This is a genomic window from Roseivirga echinicomitans (assembly GCF_001592935.1).
Classification (GTDB): domain Bacteria; phylum Bacteroidota; class Bacteroidia; order Cytophagales; family Cyclobacteriaceae; genus Roseivirga; species Roseivirga echinicomitans.
In genome coordinates, this window is sequence record NZ_LRDB01000001.1 from 220116 (window position 1) to 245852 (window position 25737).

Consider the following 25737-nt stretch of genomic DNA (forward strand, 5'->3'; position numbering starts at 1 on the left):
ATTTTGGAATACTCTCTTCATAGTTAGTAAAAAAAAGATGTTGATAATTCGATTGAAAAGCGGGCGCAGAAGGTGTCCGCTATTTTTTTATACTCCCTTTCCATTTAACTTGCCCAAGGTATGGCGAAGATCAAAACTGTTTACGTTTGTCAAAATTGTGGAGTCCAATCTGCCAAGTGGGTAGGCAAGTGTAATTCATGCAACGAATGGAATACATATGTCGAGGAACAGGTAGGACCTCCTGAAAAAGAACTTACCAATTGGAGGGAAAAGGATTCAAAATCGCCTACTTCAAAACCCATTCGTCTTAACGAAATAGAGAACAATAGTGAAAAACGAATTGTCACTTACGACAAAGAATTGAACCGCGTTTTAGGAGGAGGAATAGTATACGGTTCATTGGTACTTATTGGTGGTGAACCGGGTATCGGCAAATCTACATTAATGCTCCAACTAGCACTTTCTTCGAAGCGGTTAAAAGTGCTCTATGTTTCTGGTGAAGAAAGTCAACAGCAAATTAAAATGCGTGCGCAGCGCATTGGCCAATCGTCTGATAACTGTTTTATTCTGGCAGAAACTTCTACCCAGCATATTTTCACTCAGATAAGAGAGATTCAACCTGATATTCTCGTTATCGATTCAATACAAACACTTCATACACCAAGAATAGAATCTGCAGCAGGAAGTGTGTCTCAAGTGAGAGAATGTACTGCTGAACTGCTTAAATTTGCCAAAGAAAGTAATACCCCTGTTTTTCTAGTAGGCCACATTACCAAAGAAGGAAGTCTGGCTGGCCCTAAAGTATTGGAACATATGGTGGATACTGTGCTTCAATTTGAAGGTGACAGACACTTGGCTTATCGAATTTTGCGAACCGTTAAAAACCGTTTTGGCTCTACTTCAGAGTTGGGGATTTACGAAATGCAGTCTACTGGACTTCGCGAAGTGTCTAACCCATCTGAAATTCTAATCAGTCAACGTGAAGCAGACTCACCCGGTGTAGCCATTGGCGCATCCATAGAAGGTAACCGACCGCTTTTGATTGAGATTCAGTCGCTGGTGAGCACAGCTTCGTATGGAACGCCTCAAAGAAGCTCTACTGGCTTTGATGCAAAACGACTAAACATGCTTTTGGCCGTATTGGAAAAACGAGGTGGTTTTAGGCTCAGCAGCCAAGATGTATTTTTAAATGTAGCAGGCGGAATTAAAATTGAAGAACCCGCCATCGACCTTGCCGTTTGTGCCTCATTGGTAAGTGGGCTACACGATGCCCCAATTTCAGATAAAACGGCTTTTGCTGCTGAAGTGGGCTTAGGGGGAGAAGTGAGGGCTGTTAATAGAATCGACAACCGAATTTCTGAAGCCGAAAAGCTGGGTTTTACTGAAATCTTTATTTCTAAGTACAATATGAAAGGGCTCGACCCTAAAAAGTACGAGATCAAAATCAGACCTTTTAGTAGGTTGACCGATGTTTTTGAAGAGTTGTTGGGTTAAGCTCTAAAATCAAAACCTGCATTTCCTTGAAGGCCTCCCGTATGTAAAGCCATAATTACGGTTCCTTTTTCAAAGAAATCATTCCTAATCATATCGAAAAGGCCATAGAACATCTTGCCTGTATAAATGGGTTCTAAAGGAATATTATGAGCGCGTTCAAATTCCTGAATAAAACTGATCAAATCAGGTTTTACCTTGGCATAGCCCCCAAAATGGTAGTCGGTTTGAATTGACCAATTACGAAGGTTTTCAGTCCCAACCTCTTCCAGCAGAGTATATACCTCATCTTTCAAAAAGTCTCCTTTAAGTGCCGAAAAGCCTATTACTCGTTTCGTTCCATTCAAGCCCGCAATCAACCCCGATACGGTTCCTCCAGTACCTACTGGGCAAGTAATCACATCAAAATCCTGATCAACCTCACTAATAATCTCTACACATCCTTTTATGGCCAGTCCATTTGTTCCCCCTTCGGGTAAGATATAGCATTTACCAAATTGGCTTTCGAGCTGCTCTAATATTTCTGGTTCACTTTTTCTTCGGTAACTTTCCCTGTCCATGTAATGCAAATACATTCCTTGAGATTGCGCAAAAGCCAAGGTTGGGTTTAGGGTTTCATGCGCTTCGCCTCGAATAACACCAATGGTTTTAAAACCGAAAGAAGCGCCCGCACCAGCTACGGCATAAATATGATTGGAAAAGGCACCGCCAAATGTCAAGAGCGTATCACGCCCCTCCAGTTTTGCTTGCTCGAGGTTATATTTCAGTTTCCTAAACTTGTTGCCCGAAACCACAGGATGATTAAGGTCATCGCGCTTCACTAAAAACTTGATACCCTTTTCATCGAGCAGTGGATCTCTTATTTCTTGAATAGGGGTTTTAAGCGATTGCATGAATGAAGATAGATGAGTTTCAAAAACTATTCGAATTATAAGGCAAATTTGACAAAACAGTAGCTACAAAAAAAAGATGCTGTCACTTTCGCAACAGCACCATCTTCAACCAAAAACATTAAAATCTCAATCTAATCTATCTCTACTTTTAACCTAAGCATTTACATAACACTCAAAGTTACCAACACGATTTTAACGTTGTCTTTCTAGCCGTGGCCAGTAATTTCTTTATTCAGTTTTATAACGATAAGTCGTTGAACAGTATTACAAATTCTTCCGACTTTCTTTTAAACCTTTGTTCATTTATTTAAACCATACGAGCACATAATCGTTCACTTATTAACTATTATTAACGTATGGATCCTTTCAAGAACCTCCACCTCGACATTCCTCAAACCCAAAAGAAAAGAGTAGTAATTATTGGCGGTGGCTTTGCCGGCATTCAAATGGCCAAAGGACTAAAAGGACATGGTTTTCAGGTAGTTCTACTAGATCGAAATAACTACCACACATTTCAGCCGCTGCTCTATCAAGTAGCCACAGCTGGCCTAGAACCAGACTCTATTGCAGGCGCCCTTCGTCAATTGTTCAAGAACTATCCCGACTTTTATTTTAGGATGGCCAAGGTGACAGAGATTCACCCTGAGGAGCAGAAAATCAGCACACTTATTGGCGATTTACATTATGACTACTTAGTAATCGCAAACGGTTCTAAAACCAATTATTTCGGAAATAAGGACATGTTCAACCTTACTTTCCCTTTAAAGCAAATCCCACAAGCACTTAATTTAAGAAGCCAAATGCTTCAGAATTTTGAGCAAACCGTACTAACAAGAGATCCACATGAAAAAGACAGACTCACCAATTTTGTAGTAGTTGGTGGCGGACCAACAGGAGTTGAGGTTTCAGGAGCTTTAGGAGAATTGAAAAAGCATGTTTTGCCAAAAGATTACCCAGATATTGATTTCAATATTATGAACCTGCATTTGGTGGATGCTGGACCAAGACTTTTGGCCGGAATGTCGGAAAAGGCAAGTGCGAAAGCGCTAAAATACCTTGCTACCTTTGATGTAAAAGTGAAGCTAAACACTTTTGTAAAGAAGTATGATGGGGAAGAGGTAACGCTTTCCGATGGAACAGTAATTCCGGCCAAAACGGTGGTCTGGGCAGCAGGCGTAAAAGGAAATATCATTGATGGAGTTCCTGAGAATTCTCTTGATCGTGGACGTATTTTAGTTGACGATTTTAATGCTGTTAAAGACCTCCAAAATGTATTTGCCCTTGGAGACATTGCTTTTATGAAAACGGAAAGATATCCGAAAGGCCAACCAATGTTGGCTCCAGTAGCGATTCAACAAGGAAAGCTTTTGGCCCGTAACCTCATAAGGGTCTCTAAAAAAGAAGAAATGAAGCCTTTTGAGTTTATAGATAAAGGATCGATGGCCACGGTAGGCCGTAATAGGGCAGTCGTGGATATGCCTAAATTTACCTTCGGAGGTTTTCCTGCTTGGTTAGTATGGATGTTTGTTCACCTCCTCTCAATTATTGGTTTCAGAAACCGACTTGTCGTTTTCAGTAACTGGGTTTGGAACTACTTTACCTATGACAGAGGAACGCGCTTGATCATTCGAACTTTCGTTCGAGACAAAAACTACAAACAGGGAGAATCCTTATAATCAGGATCTATTTCTGCCTTTTATAAAATCATGAACGGCAGACTGCGCTTTTATTCTTACTTTTTGGGGTGCGGAAGAAGCGGTTATACTGGACATTACAAATTGTTGGATGGGCTTTACCAGCCATCATCAATCTGATTTTTATTTCAGCGCTCGGTGAAAGCTCCGAACAAATGCAAAGACAGCAGTTTGAGGCTGTTACTCAAAGCCTTATTCCCTTTCTAGTTTCTCACTTTGTAATTCGAAACATAATAATCAAATACAATTGGCTTAAAGTAGATTTAGGTAAAATTGTTTCTCGAGTACTGGGCCTTATATTGGTTGTGGCCGTACTTACAGGCCTACTCTATCAGCTTTCTTACTTAATATTTAGAAGCACTGACTACACTAATGGAGATCTCTTTCTTCAACTTACTTTCGATTTTCTGGTAACAGCCTTTCTTTATGTTATTTGGACCACCATATATTTCCTTTACCATTACCTGGAAAGCAACAACCGCTCTTTAAAATATGAGGCTGCCATTAACGAAATGCAGTTGAACCAACTTAAATCTCAGTTGAACCCACACTTTATTTTCAACGCATTAAATAGTGTAAGGGCATTGGTAGATGAAGAACCCGCCAAAGCAAAAATAGCCATTACTCAACTGTCCAATATTTTGAGAACCTCTTTGATTATGGACAAAAAAAGAGTCATTAATTTTAATGATGAATTAAATACGGTAAGGGCTTATTTGGCACTTGAATCTATTCGGTTTGAAGAGCGACTTAAGATTAAGTATAATATCGATCCGCGCTCCAATCATTTTCAGATTCCACCGATGATGCTTCAAACGTTAGTTGAAAACGCAATTAAACACGGGGTTTCGAATTTGGTAGATGGTGGAATAATTGAAATAAAAAGTATTACCGAAGATTCTGTGTTGAAGTTGCGGATAAAAAATAGTGGCCAGTATATCCATGGTGCCAGAAAACCGGGAAAAAAGGGAGGTTATGGCATTAGCAATACCAAAGAAAGACTAAAACTTATCTATGGATCGGAAGCGACATTCAATATTTACAATGAAAATGATAAGTTTGTAATTACAGAAGTTAGAATTCCACAGGGAATTTAACAGTTAGCCCATAAATTATGAAAGCACTTATAATAGATGACGAGAGATTAGCCCGAAAAGAGCTAACCAATTTGCTTCAGGAATATCCTGAAATCGACATTGTAGGAGAAGCAGTAAATGCTGAGGACGCATTGGAAAAGATTAATTCTCTAAAGCCCGATTTGCTGTTTTTGGATATCCAAATGCCAGAGAAAACAGGTTTTGAGCTACTTGAATCCTTGGACAATGTTCCAGAAGTAATTTTTACCACTGCCTACGATGAGTATGCACTTAAGGCCTTTGACTTTAATGCACTCGATTATTTATTGAAGCCAATTGAGCCAGACCGTTTAAAAGATGCTTTGAATAAGTTATTAAAGCGTGCTCAGCCAGAAGAGGTTGGTGAAGTAGAAGACAAGAAGTTAGGCCCAAATGATCGTGTATTTGTAAAGGATGGCGACAAGTGTTGGTTTGTGAAGTTAGAGAATATTCGTTTGTTCGAATCTGACGGAAACTATATCAAAATCTATTTCGACAACTTTAAGCCAATGATTCACAAGTCGTTGAACGCCCTAGACGAAAGATTAGACGATAGATCTTTCTTCCGTGCTAGCAGAAAACACATCATCAACCTTACTTGGGTTGAAAGTATTGAATCATGGTTCAATGGTGGTTTAATGGTGGTTCTACGCGGTGGCGACAAAGTTGAAGTCAGCAGAAGACAAGCTGCTCGCTTTAAAGAGATGATGAGCCTCTGAAAAATTGTTTTATAAGTTGAAAACTATTATCATGATAATGCGTAGCATTGTTCCAACATGAAAATAGTTTTCAGCTTTCTTATTTTAATGCTTTCTTTTCAGGGGCTAAGAGCTCAGGTAGAAACCGATAGCATTACCCAAATTAAACCCGCAGGCTTTCCTGTAATTGCTGAAGATACCCTCTTCTATCTTCAGCAAGGTATTGGGCCCTTTTCTGCAGAACAAAGGGTAAACCAAATCAATCGAAAAATAGCCGATTTCCTTTCCGACAACACCAAAGTTGTTGATTCCTTAAAGATTTCAAAAAATAATATGACCCAAGACATTACTGTTGAAGGGACCATTATTATGAGTGTCACGGAAAAGGATGCAGCGCAATTGGGCCTCAACCTCAATCGATCTACTATTTATTATTACGACATTCTAAAAGAAGGGCTTACCAAAGAGACAATATTCAATTGGCAAGGTTTGATCATCAACATCCTTATTGCACTCCTTATTGTTGGAGCCTTTTTATATGGACTTAAGTATTACAATAGGTTTTTTAGGGCAATTTATCTCAAAATACATGCCCAAGAAGGCAAAATGATCAAGAGTATTTCAATAAAGAATTACCAACTTCTAAAATCTGAAATACTTACTCGTATTATTGTTTATGCGGCAAAAGGCCTAAGAATCGTATTACTTGTTCTTGTAGTTTATTTACTGCTCCCTATACTCTTTAGTCTTTTCCCTTGGACCCAAGGTATTGCTGACACTTTGTTTCAGCTAATCCTAACCCCACTAAAAAAGCTGGGGATTGGACTATTAGATTACCTCCCTAACTTGTTAACCATTATAGTTACTGTGGTTGTGACCCGCTACTTCTTAAGAATGATTAAATTCTTTAAGGTAGAAATAGAAGAAGGCAGACTCTTGGTTCCAGGCTTTTTCCCAGACTGGGCAAAACCTACCTACAACATTCTTAAGGGAATTATTTTAGCCTTAGTACTTATTGGTATTTTCCCGCTTTTGCCCATGGGTAACACCGATAGCTTTAAAGGCGTTTCTGCCTTTTTTGGTCTTTTGGTTGCGCTAGGTGGTGCTTCGGCCATCGCCAATGTTATTGCTGGGGTTGTCGTCACCTATATGCGATCTTTCAAAATTGGAGACCGCGTAAGGATTGGTGATGTAACTGGAGATGTGCAAGAGAAATCTTTGCTCAATACAAGAATCAAAACCATTAAGAACGAAATCATTACAATTCCAAACTCTAACTTGCTCACTAGCCATACGATAAACTACACTACCGCCAACGATGAAGACGGACTTATCCTGCATACAACGGTAACTATTGGCTACGATGTACCATGGAGGCAAGTGCACGAATTATTAATTGAGGCTGGTCTTAAAACAGAATTTGTAAAGAAAAAACCTCATCCATATGTATATCAAACCAGTTTAGATGATTTTTATGTGAGCTATCAGATCAACGTAAGGACACGTGAGGTTCAAAAAATGTCTAAAATATATTCTGATTTACATCAGAATATTCAAGACGGGTTTAATGCCGCTGGCGTAGAAATTATGTCGCCACATTATGGTGCGCACCGTGATGGAAATCAAAGCACTATTCCTCAAGAGAACTTACCAGCAGATTATGTAGCCCCTTGGTTTAGAATTAAGAAGGATTAAAAGCCAATTCCAAAACCTATAGAATAGAAAAGCCCAGAGTAATGTTTTACTCAGGGCTTTTCTATTCTTACTGCTAAGCCATAATATCTATGCAAAACCTTGATAGAGAAGAGACAATACAAAAAGAACAATGAATATGAAGAATAGAAACTTGGCAATACTAGACGTTACCGAAGCAATTCCTCTAAACCCGAATAGCGCTGCAATAATTGCAACTACGAAAAATACGATTGACCAGTATAACATGATTTTAGATTTTTAGTGAATACTTATTTATAATCTTATTCACCATAAGACAATTAGGCATCCAAATTCTAAAAAGCTCATCCTGAGCCATAATCGATATTTTTATTCTTAAGTAGCTTTATTTTGTGGAAAATAATCTACGTTTTTGCCTTTTAAATTGTGGCTATTTTCAACAAGAGCAAAGCACAAAAAAAGGGTTCCTCTTTTCAGACGAACCCTTCAATCTTCAAAATCAACTCTACTTATTAATTGATAATGTATTTAATTCCTATGGCTGGATCTGGTGCACCATAAAAATTCCCATTAGTGTCTATTTCTAAGAAAGGTTTTAAGCCAAAGCTAAATGCAAAGGGGATTTCATTAGGTTTAAATTCCAAGCCTATAATGCCATCGACACCAAAGCCTACTGTGGAATCATCATACCTTCTATCTCCTCTTCCATAATTGTTACCCGGGTTTCCATTGTTAAAAAAGGCAACATGACCACCGTAACCATAAAACCAATTCAATTCAGGTGTCTCAAAAGCTGTTGCGTAGTTTACATGCAGAGCAGTAACACTAAATCCGTTGCCCCAGAAACCCAGAATTCCTTCAAAGTGCCCTTTGTCAAAAGTGACACCACTGGTTCCTCCAAATCGAAGTCCTAATGCGGTATTATAATTTTGCGCTTTTGCCTCGTTTGAGACGGTAAATAATAGCGCGAATATGAATGTGCTTACAATAATTTTTTTCATCATCTTTTGGGTTAATATGTGATAGTTACTTGTTATCAAAAAGGTCTTGAATGTTAGATTTTACGTTCTCTAAACCTTCCGTTACATCATCGTAAGTTCTACTTACTGCTGATTTTGTGTCTTCCCATGCTTCTTCCGTAGCATCGGCAACATCGTCTGCTGCTTCTTCAAGTGCAGATTTCTCTTCTAATAAATCTTCTCTGATTTCTTCTAAACTCTCTTTAGTTTCATCTCCTGCATTTTCCATTCTCTTGTCAATGTCTTCAATGGCCTTATCAATATTGGCTTCTGCCTTCTCAAGGCGTTCCGTCAACTCAGCTTTTTCATCAGCAAACGATGATCCATTTTGACAACTCATCATTCCAAATACTGAAAAAATGATCATTAGGTTTATGGCTTTATAAATTGTTTTCATGATTGTATTATTAAAGTGTTTACGTTTAACTACTAAGCCTTTGGTAAAAGCTTAATCTCTTTTGCTTCCAGTTGTTCTGAAAGTTTTTCTCCCCCTTTAATTCCAAAATCCAATGTTCTGATTGGGAATGGAATTGTAATGTTATTTTCATCAAAGGCTTTCTTAATGGCTCTAATCGCCTCGCTTTTGGCCTCTAGGTACATTGGTTTTTTAGGATTATACTCAATCCAAAACATGACCTTAAAATTGATGGATGAGCTACCGAACTCTTCATATACTAGCTTTATAGGCTCACCGTCTACTAAATAACTATTGGTAGCAACAGCCTTTTCTACTACTGCTATCACCTTATCCAAATCATCTCCGTAAGACACCCCCACTTCCAAGTCAACCCTTCTAGTATGTGTGCGGGTATAATTGGTAAATGGGTTTTGGAAAATATCTTTATTGGGAATAATTACGTGCAAGCCTTGGAAGGTTCTGATTATGGTTGACCTTAATTCAATTCTTTCTACAAATCCAGTATAGCCGTTGGTTTCTATAATATCACCCACAACAATTGGCTTCTTAAAGGCCATAATAACTCCAGAGATGAAGTTGGCGGAGATGTCCTGAAATGCAAACCCGAGTGCCAATCCAATAATTCCTGCACCAGCCAACAGAGAAGTAACAGCTTGCGTAAGTTGAAGTACATTTAAAGCAACCACCAACCCGACCATAATGGTCAGTAACGCAATGATTGTTGAAAATAAGCCTATGATGGCTGCCTGATCCGAGAATTTAGAAATCAATTTTCGCGATCCTGCTTTCATCAATCTCGACAGGAAATAAAAAGCAATAAGCACCAAAACTGCCACGACTATATTCGGGAGCATGGACGTTAATGCCTCCAGCCAGTTTTTTAACTTGGTAGATACAATACTAGCAGCATCATTTATTCCGAAATCCATAGGGTCAGTTGGTTATAATTGTTTTGAGTTCAGAAGTCATTTCTCGCTTAGTCTTATCTAGTTTCACTTGAAGTTTACTCATTAGTTCTTCTTCATGCCCCTCTACATACTTCAAATCTTCGTCATTTAGCTCTTCATATTTTTCCTTCAGCTTTCTCCTGATCTGATCCCAATTACCTTGAAGAAATCTTTTCATACGTGTTGTTCTTAGTTGGTTCTAGCCCTTATAAAGAAAGAATTGTACCAAGCTATTCGCCATACAAAAAACAACGTTTAAAGCCAATTAAACGCATATTGAATATTGAACGCATGGAGAACGTGGAAAATATTTCACAAAAAAGGGTGAAGAAAAACCCCACCCTCAATTTCACATACACTAACTTCAAATTATTTTTTGGAGAAGGCAGTAAGCATCCAATGTTTTTTCTCAATGTACTTTACCATAGAATTAAGCATGTCTACCGTTCCGCTGTCACCATTATTAAGTGCAACATCAATTGTGTTAAACATGTGCTCCAATAAAACTTCATAATCCTTCAAGACTTCTGAAACCATCTCCATTCCACTAAGGTCCGTACTTGACTCATTGATGTCCGATGTTTCTAGATAATCCCGCATGGTACTCAAAGGGGTTTGCCCAAAAACTCTGATTCTCTCAGCAACATCATCGATGGCAACTTTTGCATCATTGTATTGTTGCTCAAACTGTTCATGAATATCGAAGAAATCCGGTCCTTTTACGTTCCAGTGGAAGTTTCTTAATTTTTGATAATGGACACTATAATTAGCCAATAACTTGTTCAGTGCATCTACCAACTCCGCTGTTTCCATCTTTGTGTAACCTAAACGAGCGAAAGCTCTCTTCTGCAATTTTGCTTTAGGTTTCTCTGCTGTTTCTCTATCAGTTATCATATCCTTTTCTTTAATGTTTATCAATTCTTATGAAGGATAAGCCAAAGTCATTCCAATAGCCTCAGGACATTAAAAGCAGATATTGTTAAAGATTGTGAGCAATTTGATCTACAAACCTGGGGAGGCCTACCCTCAGTCTACACTAAAAGAAATCTGGAAAACAGTGCCCTCACCAACTACACTGCTAGCAGAAATTTGGCCTGTATGACTCTTTATTATGTTCTGAACCGATGTTAACCCTAGCCCCATTCCTCCAGTTTTTGCAGTAAAAAAAGGCTCAAAAAGACTATCAATATTCTCATCTGAAATGCCAATACCATTATCCGCCACTTCTAAGAAGATGGTACCATCTTCCAGATAAGTTTTTATCGATAAAACTCCCTTATCTGGTTTCATCGCTTCAATGGCATTCACAAAAAGGTTAACCAAAGCCGTTTTCATTTGATCAGAATCTAATGGTATCAAAGGAATAGACGGATCGTAATCCTCTTCCAGCTTCATGCCTTGAAGCTTTAATCTATCCTTTACAAGGTCCAATGTGTCTTCTACCACTTCATTCAGTAAGGACTTCGTCAACTTTAACGACTTTGGCTTAGATGACTCAAGTAATTCAGTAATCAGGTTACCAATGCGTTTAGAGTTGCGCTCAATAATATCAATGTATAAATCGGCCTCTTTCACTTCTGCTGGAATCTCATCTTTCAGTTGCTCCAAAGCCAGAGACAAGTTTGTGAGTGGATTTCTTACTTCGTGCGCAATACTCCGAGCAATTTTTCCTGTCATCGATAGCTTTTCGGCCCAAATCAACTCCCGTTCAGACATTTTCTTCCGAGTAATATCCTTAATAATACCTTGGTATAACCTTAGCCCTTCCTCAGACTGACTCAGCTCAACTATGTTGATTAAGCAGATTCCTGTTTTTCCATTACTAAGCAAAAGTTCTGCTTCAAACTCCTCTACTCTGTCATTTTTATAGAACTCCTTATTAAAGCGCAAAAAATCCTCCTCATTCAAAAACAAGCTCTTGAAAGTTAAACTCCTCATCACCGCGCGCACATAACCAAAGGTCTTAAGCATGGCATCATTGGTTTCCAATAAGAGTAGTTCATTATTGGTAATGAAAATAGCATCTATTGATTCCTGAAAAAGCTGTTCATAGCGGACCTCTGAAGCCTTGGCTTTCCTTATGGCTCGTTCATGCTCACTGATATCTAGAAAACTCACGGTGAATCCATCAGCCAAAGCAGAGGCGTGAATTTCAAACCAATTATCGAAGTGCTCTCCTGCGTAGTGTTTTTTGAAACTTACTGGCTCTCTGGTTTCTACCACTTTGCAATAAGCATCAAATAGGCCCGCTTCCATATTGCCTGGTAATTTATTCAATAGTGTGTCCCCGACCATTTCACTGAAAGGAATGCCAGTAATTTTCTCCGCCTTTGGGTTAATAAAAAGACACTCAAAATCTATAATTTTATCTCTCTGATCACGAATAGACTGAAAGGAAATTATTCCATAGGGGGCATTTTCAAAAATGGATATTATCAGGTCTTCAAACTCAGGCTTCATACTCATATTTTCAATTAATTTTAGGGTCGATATTACTCACAAGGGGTTTCAATTCCCCAAGAAAAGTGTGGTAAAGCGCTCCAACCCCCTTTTTGGCAAATGGCACAACCTTTTCTAATTCACAGTGCAAAAGCACATAACAATTAAACTAGAAAGTCATGAAAAAGATTATTATAACAAGTATTTTTTCACTGCTAAGCTTAGTGGCATTTACAAATCAGAGCAAGGCGCAGGAATTTAGGTCAGGTATAAAAGGTAGTTTTAACCTTAGCAACTTCTATTCTAACGACATAGACGACAATAATTTAAGACCAGGTTTCAGTCTAGGTTTCTTTAAAGAAAACCAGATTGGCCCTTCTGCTGCTATCCAAACCGAATTCTTATTTTCTACAAAAGGAAATAGATCAGAGTACCGTACTGGTCCATTTGACGGAGAAGCAAAATTCAATTTGAATTATCTTGAATTGCCAATCATGTTAGATTTAAAGGCTGGTTCTGCTCTTGATATTACCTTTGGTCCTTACGTGTCTTATTTAGTTAGCGCAAATGTGACGACTGAAGGAGACTTTGGAAGTTCATACAGTGAAATTGACAGGGATGAATTAAAATCTTTTGATTTTGGTTTCTCGGGAGGACTAGGACTTAATTTTGGAACCACTGAACTAGGCGCACGATATAATTTGGGACTTACAGAAATAGCTAATTCCAACAATGCTAGGTCCATTATGGGAGATGCCAAAAATTCGGTCATCCAATTTTATATTGCTTTGGGAATGTAAGAAGACAATTGTTAAAAATAAAATAGTAAAAAATGCCCAGCAATACTGCTGGGCATTTTTTATGGAAATTCTTCAAGCCACTAAATCAGGTATTTATTCCGTAGGCTTTTAGCTTATTATAAAGCGTTTTCCTATCCACCTTAAGTAGATCGGCTGTTTTGCTTTTGTTATTTTTCGTGCGTTTTAGCACTTCAATAATTGCCCGCTTTTCCGCAGCCTCCGCCACCGACTTTAAATCGGTAGGCATTTCTCCATTGAAAGACACCTGCAATGACGAATCAGCTTCCGATAAGTCTGGAGTCACAATTTCCTGTGGCAAATGAATGGTTTCTATGAGCTCTCCCTGACATAGTAAGACTGCTCTTTTTATCACATTGCTCAACTCTCTCAGGTTCCCATGCCAAGGGTATTCACTCAATTTTTCCTTCGTTTCATCTGTAAATCCTTTCACATCTTTCTCCAACTGCCTATCGGCCATTAGCAAGAAATGCTCAGCATACACAATAATGTCGTCCGGCCTTTCTCTTAAGGGGGGAACTTCTATTCTAAACTCATTCAGTCGATGGTAAATATCCTCACGGAATTTACCTTTTTTGACCATCTCCTTTAAATTCTCGTTTGTCGCTACAACTAAGCGCACATCCACTTCAACTTCCTTGGTGGCGCCTAAAGGCTTCACTTTCCTTTCTTGAAGCACCCTTAGCAACTTCACTTGGTTTTCATAAGTAAGGTTCCCAACCTCATCTAAGAAGAGGGTTCCTCCATTGGCCAATTCAAAGCAGCCTTTTTTATCGGCAATTGCGCCAGTAAAAGCTCCCTTCTGATGACCAAAAAGTTCGGAACCCGCCAAATCTTTGGGCAAAGCGCCACAGTCAACGGCTTGAAAGGGCTGATCAGCTCTTTTGCTCTTCTCATGAATTGCCGTTGCGACAAATTCTTTCCCAATACCTGTTTCGCCCATAATAATGACTGACATATCAGTAGGAGCGATCAACTCAATGTGTTTGGCTAAAGTTTGCGCAGCATGGCTCACGCCCTCCACAAACTCATTCCTAACCTGTTTCTTCTTGATTCTTGTCCTTGGGTGATTTTCTTCCAACTTTTGGTTCAGTGCATTCTGAATCGTCAAGAGAATTTCATCTGGGTACAAGGGTTTGGTGACATATTCGAAAGCCCCTCTTTTTAAGGCCTCCACCGCAACTCGAACATCTGAGTAACCTGTGATGATAATGACTTGAATATTGGAATCTATGATTTTAATTTTCTGAAGAATCTCGAGGCCTGAATAATCTGGCAACTTAAAATCGCATAGCACAAGATCTACCTGATTATTCTTCAGCCAATCTTCAGCTTGTTTTCCGCTGTAGACCACATAAGTTTCATATCCTTTTTTCGTAAGATATTTTTGGAGGAGCAGGCATATGTCCTGATCATCGTCAATTATTAAAATTTTCTCCATTTTATCTTTTTACCGTATTTAGTATTGACTGCTTATTGAAAGGTTTGTGAATAAAGTCATGGACACCAAATGCCCTGGCTCTACTTAATTCTTCATGTCCGTCATGTGCGCTAATGATAATTATTTTCGCATCTTTTGCCCTCTCTTGAATTAAAGGTACCAGATCGAATCCGGTTCCATCTGGAAGGTTCAAATCCAAAAAATAGTAGTCATATACAGTGCTTAAAAAATTCTCCTTTGCTGTAAGCATTCTATCAAAGTAAGTAGTTTTCAATCCTTCTTTTTCCAAGAATTTTGACACCATGTGCCCAATAAACTCTTCATCATCTACAATTGCTACACTCTTCCTTTCTGTCATGGTTCCTTTATACTGTCTGAATATACCCCCTTGTTGGGGAATAAACTACACAGAATATTTATTAAAGTCTAGTTACACTCACTTTGTTCACAACGGCACGAATTTTTCTCTATAAATGGATAAAACAGGCTTTGAAAGGAGTGCTTAATGTTGAAAAATACCGATCAGACAATCAAAGTCCAAATTAAGAAGTATCGAATATTGGCGATACACTTTTACTGACACAAAATTTATGGAACCATTACTGTTGAATACATTTGGCTGGAAAAAGAAAATTCCAGAAGAAATTAGAATTCCCACACTTATAGCGCTTTCTCATTACCCTGAACTCAAAGGTGTAAAAATCGAATTTCGTTTTGCTGAAAAGAAGAGCAAATCGGTAATGAGTGCCAGGCCTTCGTTTCGCTCGGTATTTGGTGTATTAGCCGATCGCACCTATGTAATATATGTTAGAAGGAGATTTGTTATTGAAGGTAAATTACTTCGCATTGAAGAATTACCTCAAAACATTTTAGTAGGCTGGATTGGACACGAACTTGGTCACATTATGGACTATAAAGATCGTTCTGTACTTTCTCTATTGGGTTTTGGGCTTGGATACCTCATACTAGGCAAATATGTAAGAGCTGCAGAAAGAAGAGCAGATGAGTTTGCTGTCAGACATGGTTTAAGGTCAGAGATATTAGAGACTAAGAACTTCATCCTTAACAACACACACCTTCCTGAACGCTATAAGAATAAGATCAAAAGGTTATATCTATCACCAGAAGAAATTATGGAGATTGTGAACACTGACGAGGAAGAAATTACAAAAAAACTAGCTAGCGTTTGATTCTAGAAAATCCAAAAAAGCCTTCATTCCTGATTCCTTCATCATTTGTGGAATTTTAATCTGACCTCCTTTTTTCTTGGTTTGCTCTGCCCAGTCATAAAAAACTTCTGAAGTTATCAACTTTACTTTAACTCCTTTGAGGGCCTTACTTCTGGCCACCCCATAGTTTTTATTCGCACTTTGTAAAGCTTTATCCAGTGTGTCAGCCAAAGCCTCTTCATTCAAATTGGAGTTGTTTCCAGTTCCAATTACCCATTGGTGATAAAACTCGCCATCGTATTTAACAGCCGCCATGGTGAATTCCGAGATTGCCATATCAAACTCTTCTTTAAGCTTCTGAGTGGCATCGGTCATTTTGTTTACCGACAGCTGTGAACCAACCACGTTCATAAAGAACTTTGTTCGGCCAGTAATTTTAATCTCGGCTTTTTCTTTATTCGTAAACTTTATGGTGTCACCAATGCTATACCGCCAAGCTCCACTCACAGTAGAAATTAGCATTGCATATTCGTTACCTTCTTCCACTTGAGCTAAACTCAAGGCGGGTGCCTCTTCGAGTGGAGCTCCGTTTTCATCGAAGTATTCTGGTTGAAAAGGAATAAACTCGAAGTAAATGCCAATATCATAAGCCAATTGCATAGACATATCCTCATTGGGACTCACCTGAAGCGCAATAAAGCCTTCTGAAGCCAAGTAAGTGTCTAAATAAAGTAAAGGGTGATCGAGTAACTTTTCAAAGCTCTCTTTATGAGGTTCAAAAGGAACTCCACCAGTAGTAAATACTGAGAGCGAGGGCCAAATCTCGTGGATATTTTTGAGATTATTAAATTCAATCACCTTCTTAAGCATAAGTTCAATCCAAGAAGGTATTCCTGAAAGGGCTCCGATATCCCAGTTGGGGGCTTGTTCAGCAATACGTTGCACACGCTCATCCCAATCTTGAATTTTAGAAATCTCTTCCCCAGGCTTATAATAGCCCTTGAACCAAAACGGAATATTGCTAGCACTTATCCCACTAATTTCTCCTTCTAAATGACCGTTTCTTTCTTCAAGTTGGGTACTACTTCCTAGCATGAGTATTCCCTTCTGGAAAAACTCATCGGGCAAGTCATAGTCTGAAAGGCTCATCACCTGCTTAATTCCTGTACTTCGAATTGCCTCAATCATTTCCTTGGTGACAGGAATACGTTTGCTTGCCGACCCTGTCGTGCCTGAGCTAAGTGCAAAATATTCTGGACTGCCGGGCCACGTAACATCGGGAATTCCCTCCACAGTCTTATGCCACCATTCCCCAAACATACGGTCGTAGTCAAAGCAAGGGATAGATACTCTAAATGATTTAGAAAGGTCTTCTGATTTAAGTATTTCGCTGAATTGATATCGACTCCCAAAATCGGTGTTTTTTGCCGTTTCTAGCAAGTTTTTTAACACTTCAGTCTGGGCTTCGATTGGGTTTTTATCTTCTTCCAAAAGGTCGCTGGCGACATCTATTGATTTCTTTATTAGTTTTCCTAACAGTGGCATCTGGCTCATTTAAATGATTAATGAACTCATTATTGCAAGAGCTTTGCCATTATAAATGCTGGAGTAAAAAAAAGAAGCCACCCGTATGGTGGCTTCGTAGATTGACTACACCTCAACCAAATAGTCGTCTACTAAATTCTTAAATATCTTTTACAGGAATCTCATAATTGGTAATAACAAGAAATAATCATACAAACCAATCATAAGACCCTAAAGCTAGCTCCTTAAACTCCCTTAGAAAATAGACCTTAAGGTCTAATTTTGTAACTATTAAGCTTAAAAACTGCCAAACAGAGAAACCCAATAGATCTCTCTGTTTAAATGCAGCTCAAACAAGAAACCCACTTCTTGAATTCAAACAGAAATAGTCTGAGACTATATTATTCAAATCTATAGCCTTTATTATTAGCTGTAAATAGACCTCACGGTCTAAATTAATTGTCAAGAGACATTTTATTAAATTCCAATATGCATTAGAACTTCAACTGATTTTTGTTTTGAAGCACCCAGCTCAAAAGGGAATGTGTAGTGTGAGATAGTTTGAGTTTAACGCAAATATTATGTCTATGATTCTTAATGGTACTTACACTCAACTTAAGCATAGCAGCAATTTTTTTTGAGGTAAGACCATTTGAAATTTCTTTTAAAATGACCCTTTCCATTGGGGTAAACTCTGGAAGTTCTTCATCCTCAGTTTCGTCTGTCTTAGACAGCGGTCTGTAACTAGTGAAGGCTGACTGTAACGTGGTTTCTAAAGAAAAAAACTCATACGGCTTTGTCAAAAAAGCAAATGGATTAGTGGCCTTTACTTGCGAAATGGATGCCCTATCTATAGAGCCTGAAAGATAAATAAATGGAGTGTTAGAATTCTGCTTAATGTAATTGGCTACATCAATTCCTGTTCGCTCATCCTCAATGCAGATATCAAGGGTAACAAGGTCTGGCGCATAGGTTTTGAAATACAAAATTGCCTCGTCATAAGATTTTGCAACGGGGCAAGTTTGGTAACCGCATGATTGAAGTGCCTCACAAAGGCACTCAGCAACTTCGGCATTATCTTCAACAACCAATATTTTTTTTCCCTTCAAAATAAGTCTCTTTGAGTTGATATTCTAAAGCTACACTTACAATAAAAAACAGTAAATAGACCTAATGGTCTAAATTGATTAGTTCAGGATTGAGCTAACCGCATCAATAAGTTCTTGATTAACAAAGGGTTTAACTAAATAAGCTGTAGGTTGAGTAAGCTCAGCTTGATGTCTAATTACTGTACCCCCAAGAACAGTAATATAAATAATCGGAGTATTAAAACGAGAACGAATCCAGGTAGCAAGCTCAATTCCTGTCTTCTTCCCCTGAAGACGAATATCGATAATTACTAAATCAGGATTGTGCGTATTATAAGAGTCTACAGCGCTATTATAGTCAAAAACAGGTTCGAGCGGATGGAACCCCATTCTGGCCACGGTCATTGCAATATCATCAGCAATGATTATTTCATCTTCAACGACAAGTACTTTTCTAATTGCCGACAGGGTTTCGGCTCCTACCATAACCACAAATCTATTGCCTAACAATAGAGAGGTAAATAGACCACAAGGTTTATATTGAAATGGCTTGAAACGATTCTTAGTAGTTTACAAACTCACTTTGAGTGAAGTAAATTTTAAAAATGGCACCTTCATTATATTCATATTCATAGTGGCCATGGAGCTGAAGTGCCAATCGGCTAATCAACCAAATCCCCGTGCTTTTAGCTGTCTTTACATCAAAACTTGAAGGTACCCCTGGGCCGTTATCTTTGAATGTAATCACATTATACTCTCCCTCTTGGTGAAGACTGACATGTAATCTTAATTGGCCACCAGCATTGGTTCCATATTTAAAAGAATTGGTGACAAGCTCATTTGCAATAAGTCCCAATGGCACCATATTATCTATATCTAGCGTATATTCAGCATCAATATCCATGTTAATCTCAGAAGTTTGACCTTCAAAAGATTTCTGAATTTCATTGATAAGATTTTTGAGATACTCTGCTAAATGTATGGTCAGACCTTCATTATCATAAAGTTGACTATGTATCAATGCCATTGATTTAACCCTACTTTTACCTTCAGAAATACGATCTTTTGTAGCCTGATCATCCACCCCTTTGGCCTGCAATTCGAGTAAACTGGAAAGAATCTGAAAATTGTTTTTTACTCTGTGATGAATCTCGGTGAGAAGAAGCTCCTTTTGCTTCAGTTCAATTTCTACTTGGTCACTCTTCACTCGAAGCAGCCCCGCTAACTTCCTTTGCTTTATAAAACTGTAGTAGATAACACAGGCAATAATTAGTACACCAATACCAACAAGCAAAATCATGAGTTTTGAACGCTTTTGAAGCGTGGTCTCATATTCCGACTGTAAAAGTTTTTCTTGATTCCTTAGGCTATCGGTAATTTGCTTTTGGCGAAAATCATAAGATAATTCGAGCTCCTTAATCTTTTTCACATTGTCAGCATTGTAAAGTGAATCCTTTAAACTGACATAGGTATATAGATATTGATATGCCTTCTTGAAATCTTCTTTGTAGCTATAGAAATCACTCAGGTTCAAAGCCATTTCTTTCTGCTCATCTTGTCTTCCAATTTCTTGCCATATGTCATGCGCTATTTTATAGTAATAAGCTGCCTTTTCTCTATTCCCATTATGCCTCCAATAGAAGCCTTGAGCTACACTTACTAACCCAGTGAAATCAGGTTTGTTGATTTCTGGAAGCAGAACCTCTATCTCCTCTAAATAGTGCCTGGTACTGTCTAACTCTCCGGCATCTCTGTAAGTGTCGGATAAATGTTTATAGGCAAAAGCTTCACCGTAGGTGAAATTCGCTTGCTTCGCGTAGCCAATAGACTCTTTAAGTACTTCCTTCCTCCTCTCGAAGGAAACACAGTTGCAAAGTGAGTAAACACTAGCCAAATTGTTCAACCAAATATTAAGTCTCCTTGCATCCCCTTCGGGCTTTAATATTTCAATTATTTGATTGATCTTTTCAGCACTCTTATCATACTCACCCAAGGTGTAATATATAAATGACTCTCGGTTAAGAATGTCCATAATTACCGATTTATTATCGGGAGTGCTTTCCGCCAAAACCTTACTTTGGTTCAATTCTTCTAATGATTTAGGAAATTGAGCTAAATGATTATGAACTGACGACAGCATTAATCGCCCTTTGATTATTGAAACTGTGTCTCGGGACTCTTCGCCCAAAGTCACCACGTTTTTGGCAAAAAAAATGGCACTATCATAATCGTTTTGAAGCTGTTTTGAATAAGCCATTTGATAGGTGGCTTCAATCATGTTTGACGTATCTTTAGCGGTACGGTAATAATTAAGAGCACTTTTGGCGTACTGTTGCATTTCGATCCCATCGTAGCTAGAAACCTTGGCCAGCCTAAGCTCAACTTCGGCTACTTTAGGAGAATCACCCATTTGCTCAGCCAATACTATTTGAGCAGAGAACAATTCAATCAGCTTATCTTCAGATTTAGTTTGGTTAATGATTAGTTCCAAACTGTCCATCTTTGCTTCCTGTTTATCTTGAGCAAAGGGCTTAAGTGGTATCAATACCAAAATGCCAACTACAGCAATGTATCGAATTACAGAAGTGGTGAGGTGGTTAGTCATAATTACTGAATATACTGATTATTCTCCATTACCCATTTAAGAAGTGAATGGGTTCCTGGTGCCAAATCTAGTTTAACACATATGTTATGTCGGTGATTTTTGACTGTGCTCTCACTGATAAACAGCTGTTCAGCAATTTCCTTTGTGGAAAGGTTTTCTGAAATTTTCCTAATCACCACTTTTTCCATCGCGGTAAGGGAAGGGATCTGCTCTGTATCAATGTTTCCTTTGTTCTCTGAGTAACGTTTTTGGTTATTAAAAGCAATTTCAATAGCCGCCATTACATCGGATGCTCCATAAGGTTTAACCAAGTAGGCATAGGGCATTGTGTTCTTGGCCAATTCCAAGGTCTTTGTATCGGTATGAGAAGACAAATAAATGAATGGTATTTCCAACGCTTCCTGAATATATTCGGCCACGTCCATTCCTGTTTTTCTTCCACCCAAATTAATGTCTAAGATTGCCAAATCTACGGTTTCAGTAGATAGCATGTCTATGGCTTGTTTGTATGAAAGGGCAGGCTCTAATGCATCATAACCAAGCCCATTCAATGTACTGCAAAGGTCATCTGCAATAATGACTTCATCATCCACAACAAGTATTCTCTTCTTCATTCAGTTTTAGTCAATAAGTGTTATTCTCATCTCTTCATCGGCAAATACAATAGTAAATCTATTGCCGCAATCATATTCGTAACCAAGTTTCCCGTGTAATTGTGTCGCCAAGCGAGAAGCTAACCTCAGGCCAAAACCCTTCTTTGTCATTTCTTCAAATGTATCAGGTATAGGAGCCCCATTGTCCTGATATGTCAAGTTAAACATTCCATCTTTCCTAGAATGAAGTTTAAGCATTAATTCTAGTTGATTATTTTCATCAATCATATGTTTATATGAATTGGTCAAAAGCTCATTCAAGATTAGCCCCAAAGAAATAGAAGTATCAAGGTCAAAATTAGGCTGGCTATCAAAGTCCACCACCAATTCATAACATCCCTTTTTTGTCTGGATACCATCAATTTTCTTAACCAACTCGACCACATAATCCTTAAAATCAATCGTGGCAATGTCATCCGTTCGGTATAAGAACTGATGGATCATTGACATAGCCACCACCCTGCTTCTGCTTTCCTCTATCGCCTTAGCAGAATCTTTAGTTCCGCTCCACTCTTGCTGCATATTCAGTAAACTTGAGATGAGCTGCAAGTTGTTTTTTACTCTGTGGTGTATTTCTTTGAATAGTGTTTCTATTCGTTCGTTTCTTTCCTTAAGAACAACCTTTTGATCTTCAATTTCCTTAGTTCTCTCAACTACCTCGTTTTCAACTCTTTTATTTTGCTCCTTCAAAACAACATTCAACTCGTTTAAGGCAATATTTTTTTCTACCTCGTGCTGACGCATTCTAATACCAATGGCAATAGAAAAGATTAGTACCTGCACCAACGAGCCCAGTGAGCTGGTATACAAAAGCACAATTGACTTAGAGACGAAGATGTATTTCCATGTGAAAGAAGCAATGATTAGTGTTGCACCAAATATTATAAGCCCTATCAAGAACACTTTTCTGCTTCTCTCTACCTTTTTCCATAAGGCAAAAAGCAGAACATGAAACAGAGTAATGTCGATCATGAGCAGCTTAATACTCATGTCAGTCATTAAGCCATAATCTTGATAGACTGAAGTAAGAACTACGCCTGCAACTGTACGTAACAATGTGAGGAGAATCAACCCAATAAAGACCTTATACCAAAGCGGAAATTTTGTTTTTAACTCCAAAAAACTAATGGCCAAAAACAACATTCCTAAATGGCCAAACTGAGACCAGGGCATAGTGAAATTAAGCGCTGTTGTAGGCGAGTTGGGTAAAATCCAGTCCACAAAAAAGCCTTGGACAGAGAAAGCATACATTCCCATTCCCAATGCAAACATGGCCAACCAGAGGTATGGCATATAACGATAAACGCCAAATTGAATCAATGAGTAAATAACCAAGATTAGACAAGCACCAAAAAACAGCAAATCCTGTACTTGCCCCCGTAACTGCTTAGTCCGAAATGTTTTACTGTCCATAAAATTGGCACTGAAGGCCCTTCCATGAACTCTAAAATAAACATCCTGTGGTGCTCCTGCCTTTAGAGCGAAGGAAACATGTGCTCTACTATCTCCTTGGTTAAGTCCCTTTTTCTTTTGAAACGCTCCATAGGGTGCATTGAATAACTCTCCGTTTGACAGTACTTGAAACAACTTGCTATTGATCGTTCTAAAACCCGTAACCACCACTTCCAAGTCATTAATGGTAGTGTTCAAAAGGCTTAATTTTATCCAGTAAAACCCTGTAAGGTTATTTGGGCCAGTCACTTCACCATTGAATGGTGGGTTTTCAATAATATCATTGAAGGTTAAGCTCGCAGTGGTGTCTTCAAAAACAAGTAGCGATTTTCCCTTACCCACTGAAAAGTCAAATTGAGGTGAATCAATTGAGATTACCTCTTGGGCTTGTAATGCTGGGTTAAAATTAATGAGTACAAGTAGAAGTATGCCCCAAACACAACCAGAATGCTTTTTCAGAATATTTAATTGAAGCATTATTGATATTAATTGTTTACTAAAAAACTATTATATATACAGTGAGGTAGGCCGATTGATTAATTCAACCTTAGTTCAATTTGCTATAATAATTTAGTTATACCTCTTATTTACTTCAATTAAGTATTAAGCAGAAGGTGGGTGAGGCATAAAAAAAGCGACCCTCTTTCGAGGATCGCTTTGAAATTTTTGTTCCGGAAGAACTATCCGTTCATTGAAATCAAGAACTCTTCGTTGTCTTTCGTTCCTTTCATTCTGTCTAATAAGAATTCCATGGCTTCGATTGAGTTCATGTCCGACATGAATTTTCTCAAGATCCAAACACGTTGTAATTCCTCTTTGCTCATCAATAGGTCTTCTCTTCTTGTACCAGAAGCAGGAACATCGATAGCAGGATAAACACGCTTGTTGGCCAATTTTCTATCCAATTGAAGCTCCATGTTACCCGTACCTTTGAATTCTTCAAAGATTACTTCGTCCATTTTAGAACCAGTTTCAATCAAGGCAGTAGCGATAATTGAAAGCGAACCTCCATTCTCTACATTTCTTGCAGCACCAAAGAATCTCTTTGGTTTGTGTAGTGCATTTGCATCAACACCACCAGAAAGGATTTTACCAGATGAAGGAACAACGGTGTTATAAGCCCTGGCCAAACGCGTGATTGAATCCAAAAGGATTACTACGTCATGACCACACTCTACCATTCTTTTCGCTTTTTCTAAAACGATGTTAGAAACCTTCACATGTCTGTCGGCTTGCTCATCGAAAGTAGAAGATACTACCTCAGCTTTTACGCTTCTGGCCATATCCGTAACCTCTTCAGGTCTTTCATCAATCAATAAAATGATTAGATAAATCTCAGGGTGGTTTTCAGCAATCGCGTTAGCAATTTCTTTCAATAAAACAGTTTTACCTGTTTTAGGCTGCGCCACAATCATACCTCTTTGCCCTTTTCCAATTGGAGCAAACATGTCCAAAATTCGGGTTGAAGTAAGGCTAGGCTTAGTACTTAAATTGATTTTCTCTTCTGGGAAAAGTGGAGTCAAATACTCAAAAGGAACTCTATCACGAATTTCTTCAGTAGTTTTTCCATTTACAGACTCTACTCTTAATAAAGCGAAATACTTTTCACCTTCTTTCGGAGGTCTGATTTGTCCTTTTACAGTATCTCCTGTTTTCAAACCAAATAATTTGATTTGAGAAGGAGATACATAAATATCATCTGGGCTGGCCAAGTAGTTGTAATCTGAAGACCTTAAGAAGCCGTAGCCATCTTGCATAATCTCCAAAACACCTTCGCTTTCAATTAAGCCATCAAAATCTTTGATGCTTTGATTGTATTGCTGCTTATTGCTTTTTCTGTTATCTCTGCGGTCACCGTTATCTTTACGGTCGTTATTTTTTCTAGCTTCTGGCTTTGCATCACTTGCTTCGCCTTCTTGCTGTTCTCCCTTTACTTCTTGCTCGACCTCTACATTGTCAGAAGATTTTGGTTGCGCATCTTTGTTAACAGGACGTGGCCTTGGGCGTGGTCTTTCTACCTTTGCTTCAACAGCTTTCTCTTCACCGCCTTCAGTTTTCTTAGACTCTTCTTCTTTTTTGACTTCGGTTACGTTTTCACGCTTCACTTTTCTTGGTGGGCGCTCAGCTCTCTCAGGTCTTTCTACTTTTTCTTTAGGAGCTTCGTCCGTAGTAGTTTCTTCTTTCTTAACTGCGGTTTTCTTTGGTAAAGCCTCGTCTGGAGTTCGAGCTTGTTGATCTAGAATGGCGTAAATAAGTTCTTGTTTTCCGAGCTTCTTATAGTTCTTTAAGCTCATTGCCTCTGCAATTTCTTTCAATTCTGAAAGCAGCATTAGCTTCAATTCTTCAATGGTGTACATAGATTTATACTTTGGGGGAATCCCTTATCCGGATGGGTGGGAGTTAATTAAAATTAATGAAATAATTATTTGAGTATTTCTCGAGATGATGTGCAGAAAAAGATCACTCTCATCCTAGGAACACGCAAGTATAGAGCATCTCTTGCTACTTATCAAACATTGAACGGTAATTTTAACAAAAAGGATATACTTAGCTGGTTTTACTCCCTCTTTTTTAGAGGAATTGATTTACTTTGCCACTA

General features: G+C 38.4%; 24 protein-coding genes. 7 read left to right on the forward strand and 17 right to left on the reverse strand.

Features of this window, described 5'->3' with window-relative positions:
* The first annotated feature begins 120 nt into the window (after positions 1-120).
* On the forward strand, positions 121-1494 hold the full coding sequence (gene radA / locus AWN68_RS01015) for a DNA repair protein RadA (protein WP_068410195.1): 1374 nt from the start codon (positions 121-123) through the stop codon (positions 1492-1494).
* Here the strand turns inward: radA and AWN68_RS01020 are convergent.
* Positions 1491-2384, reverse strand: coding sequence for a 1-aminocyclopropane-1-carboxylate deaminase/D-cysteine desulfhydrase (locus tag AWN68_RS01020; RefSeq protein ID WP_068410198.1), 894 nt, complete (start codon positions 2382-2384; stop codon positions 1491-1493). The two genes, radA and AWN68_RS01020, sit on opposite strands and share 4 nt — an antisense overlap.
* 356 nt (positions 2385-2740) lie before the next feature.
* On the opposite strand from AWN68_RS01020, the gene AWN68_RS01025 reads away from it, so the two are divergent.
* From AWN68_RS01025 to AWN68_RS01040, 4 genes are all read left to right on the forward strand, one after another.
* Complete coding sequence (locus AWN68_RS01025) at positions 2741-4060, forward strand: NAD(P)/FAD-dependent oxidoreductase (RefSeq protein ID WP_068410200.1); 1320 nt, start codon at positions 2741-2743, stop codon at positions 4058-4060.
* Positions 4061-4233: 173 nt separating this feature from the next.
* Positions 4234-5175 (forward strand): sensor histidine kinase, encoded by a 942-nt coding sequence (locus tag AWN68_RS01030; protein ID WP_245657915.1) that lies wholly within the window; start codon positions 4234-4236, stop codon positions 5173-5175.
* Between the two features lie 17 nt (positions 5176-5192).
* Positions 5193-5912 carry a LytR/AlgR family response regulator transcription factor gene (locus tag AWN68_RS01035; RefSeq protein WP_068410203.1) on the forward strand — a complete coding sequence of 240 codons (720 nt, stop codon included), beginning with the start codon at positions 5193-5195 and terminating at the stop codon, positions 5910-5912.
* Positions 5913-5969: 57 nt separating this feature from the next.
* Positions 5970-7586 carry a mechanosensitive ion channel family protein gene (locus AWN68_RS01040; RefSeq protein ID WP_084362714.1) on the forward strand — a complete coding sequence of 539 codons (1617 nt, stop codon included), beginning with the start codon at positions 5970-5972 and terminating at the stop codon, positions 7584-7586.
* Between the two features lie 87 nt (positions 7587-7673).
* On the opposite strand, the gene AWN68_RS18700 is transcribed toward AWN68_RS01040, so the two are convergent.
* The 7 genes from AWN68_RS18700 to AWN68_RS01070 all read right to left on the reverse strand — a co-directional run bounded on the left by AWN68_RS18700 (position 7674) and on the right by AWN68_RS01070 (position 12415).
* Positions 7674-7832 (reverse strand): DUF1328 domain-containing protein, encoded by a 159-nt coding sequence (locus AWN68_RS18700; protein ID WP_084362715.1) that lies wholly within the window; start codon positions 7830-7832, stop codon positions 7674-7676.
* Positions 7833-8077: 245 nt separating this feature from the next.
* Complete coding sequence (locus AWN68_RS01045) at positions 8078-8569, reverse strand: hypothetical protein (protein ID WP_068410207.1); 492 nt, start codon at positions 8567-8569, stop codon at positions 8078-8080.
* Positions 8570-8591: 22 nt separating this feature from the next.
* Positions 8592-8981 (reverse strand): zinc ribbon-containing protein, encoded by a 390-nt coding sequence (locus AWN68_RS01050; RefSeq protein WP_068410209.1) that lies wholly within the window; start codon positions 8979-8981, stop codon positions 8592-8594.
* Between the two features lie 32 nt (positions 8982-9013).
* Positions 9014-9931, reverse strand: coding sequence for a mechanosensitive ion channel family protein (locus tag AWN68_RS01055; RefSeq protein WP_068410211.1), 918 nt, complete (start codon positions 9929-9931; stop codon positions 9014-9016).
* Between the two features lie 4 nt (positions 9932-9935).
* Complete coding sequence (locus AWN68_RS01060) at positions 9936-10127, reverse strand: CsbD family protein (protein WP_068410214.1); 192 nt, start codon at positions 10125-10127, stop codon at positions 9936-9938.
* 191 nt (positions 10128-10318) lie between these two features.
* A complete protein-coding gene (locus tag AWN68_RS01065) occupies positions 10319-10843 on the reverse strand; it encodes a Dps family protein (RefSeq protein WP_068411434.1) in 525 nt (174 codons plus the stop codon).
* Positions 10844-10975: 132 nt separating this feature from the next.
* Positions 10976-12415, reverse strand: a complete 1440-nt coding sequence (locus tag AWN68_RS01070) for a PAS domain-containing sensor histidine kinase (protein WP_068410217.1) — start codon at positions 12413-12415, stop codon at positions 10976-10978.
* Positions 12416-12567: 152 nt separating this feature from the next.
* Between AWN68_RS01070 and AWN68_RS01075 the strand changes: the two genes are divergently transcribed.
* Positions 12568-13188 carry a porin family protein gene (locus tag AWN68_RS01075; RefSeq protein ID WP_068410219.1) on the forward strand — a complete coding sequence of 207 codons (621 nt, stop codon included), beginning with the start codon at positions 12568-12570 and terminating at the stop codon, positions 13186-13188.
* Positions 13189-13273: 85 nt separating this feature from the next.
* Here the strand turns inward: AWN68_RS01075 and AWN68_RS01080 are convergent, their stop codons facing one another.
* Positions 13274-14647, reverse strand: a complete 1374-nt coding sequence (locus AWN68_RS01080) for a sigma-54-dependent transcriptional regulator (protein ID WP_068410221.1) — start codon at positions 14645-14647, stop codon at positions 13274-13276.
* Between the two features lies 1 nt (position 14648).
* Positions 14649-15005, reverse strand: coding sequence for a response regulator (locus AWN68_RS01085; RefSeq protein ID WP_068410223.1), 357 nt, complete (start codon positions 15003-15005; stop codon positions 14649-14651).
* Positions 15006-15237: 232 nt separating this feature from the next.
* Between AWN68_RS01085 and AWN68_RS01090 the strand changes: the two genes are divergently transcribed.
* Positions 15238-15837, forward strand: coding sequence for a M48 family metalloprotease (locus AWN68_RS01090; RefSeq protein WP_068410226.1), 600 nt, complete (start codon positions 15238-15240; stop codon positions 15835-15837).
* Here the strand turns inward: AWN68_RS01090 and AWN68_RS01095 are convergent.
* From AWN68_RS01095 to rho, 7 genes are all read right to left on the reverse strand, one after another.
* Complete coding sequence (locus AWN68_RS01095) at positions 15823-17361, reverse strand: GH3 family domain-containing protein (RefSeq protein ID WP_068410228.1); 1539 nt, start codon at positions 17359-17361, stop codon at positions 15823-15825. The genes AWN68_RS01090 and AWN68_RS01095 overlap by 15 nt on opposite strands.
* A gap of 473 nt (positions 17362-17834) precedes the next feature.
* Complete coding sequence (locus AWN68_RS01100) at positions 17835-18449, reverse strand: response regulator transcription factor (protein WP_068410230.1); 615 nt, start codon at positions 18447-18449, stop codon at positions 17835-17837.
* 78 nt (positions 18450-18527) lie between these two features.
* The gene (locus tag AWN68_RS01105) at positions 18528-18914 is read right to left on the reverse strand and encodes a response regulator (protein WP_068410233.1); all 387 of its coding nucleotides are present in this window, start codon (positions 18912-18914) and stop codon (positions 18528-18530) included.
* A 76-nt stretch (positions 18915-18990) separates the two neighbouring features.
* Positions 18991-21033, reverse strand: coding sequence for a tetratricopeptide repeat-containing sensor histidine kinase (locus AWN68_RS01110; protein ID WP_068410235.1), 2043 nt, complete (start codon positions 21031-21033; stop codon positions 18991-18993).
* A 2-nt stretch (positions 21034-21035) separates the two neighbouring features.
* On the reverse strand, positions 21036-21647 hold the full coding sequence (locus AWN68_RS01115; RefSeq protein WP_068410238.1) for a response regulator transcription factor: 612 nt from the start codon (positions 21645-21647) through the stop codon (positions 21036-21038).
* A 6-nt stretch (positions 21648-21653) separates the two neighbouring features.
* Complete coding sequence (locus AWN68_RS01120) at positions 21654-23615, reverse strand: histidine kinase dimerization/phosphoacceptor domain -containing protein (RefSeq protein ID WP_068410241.1); 1962 nt, start codon at positions 23613-23615, stop codon at positions 21654-21656.
* A gap of 203 nt (positions 23616-23818) precedes the next feature.
* On the reverse strand, positions 23819-25495 hold the full coding sequence (rho, locus tag AWN68_RS01125) for a transcription termination factor Rho (protein WP_068410243.1): 1677 nt from the start codon (positions 25493-25495) through the stop codon (positions 23819-23821).
* Positions 25496-25737: the final 242 nt, after the last annotated feature.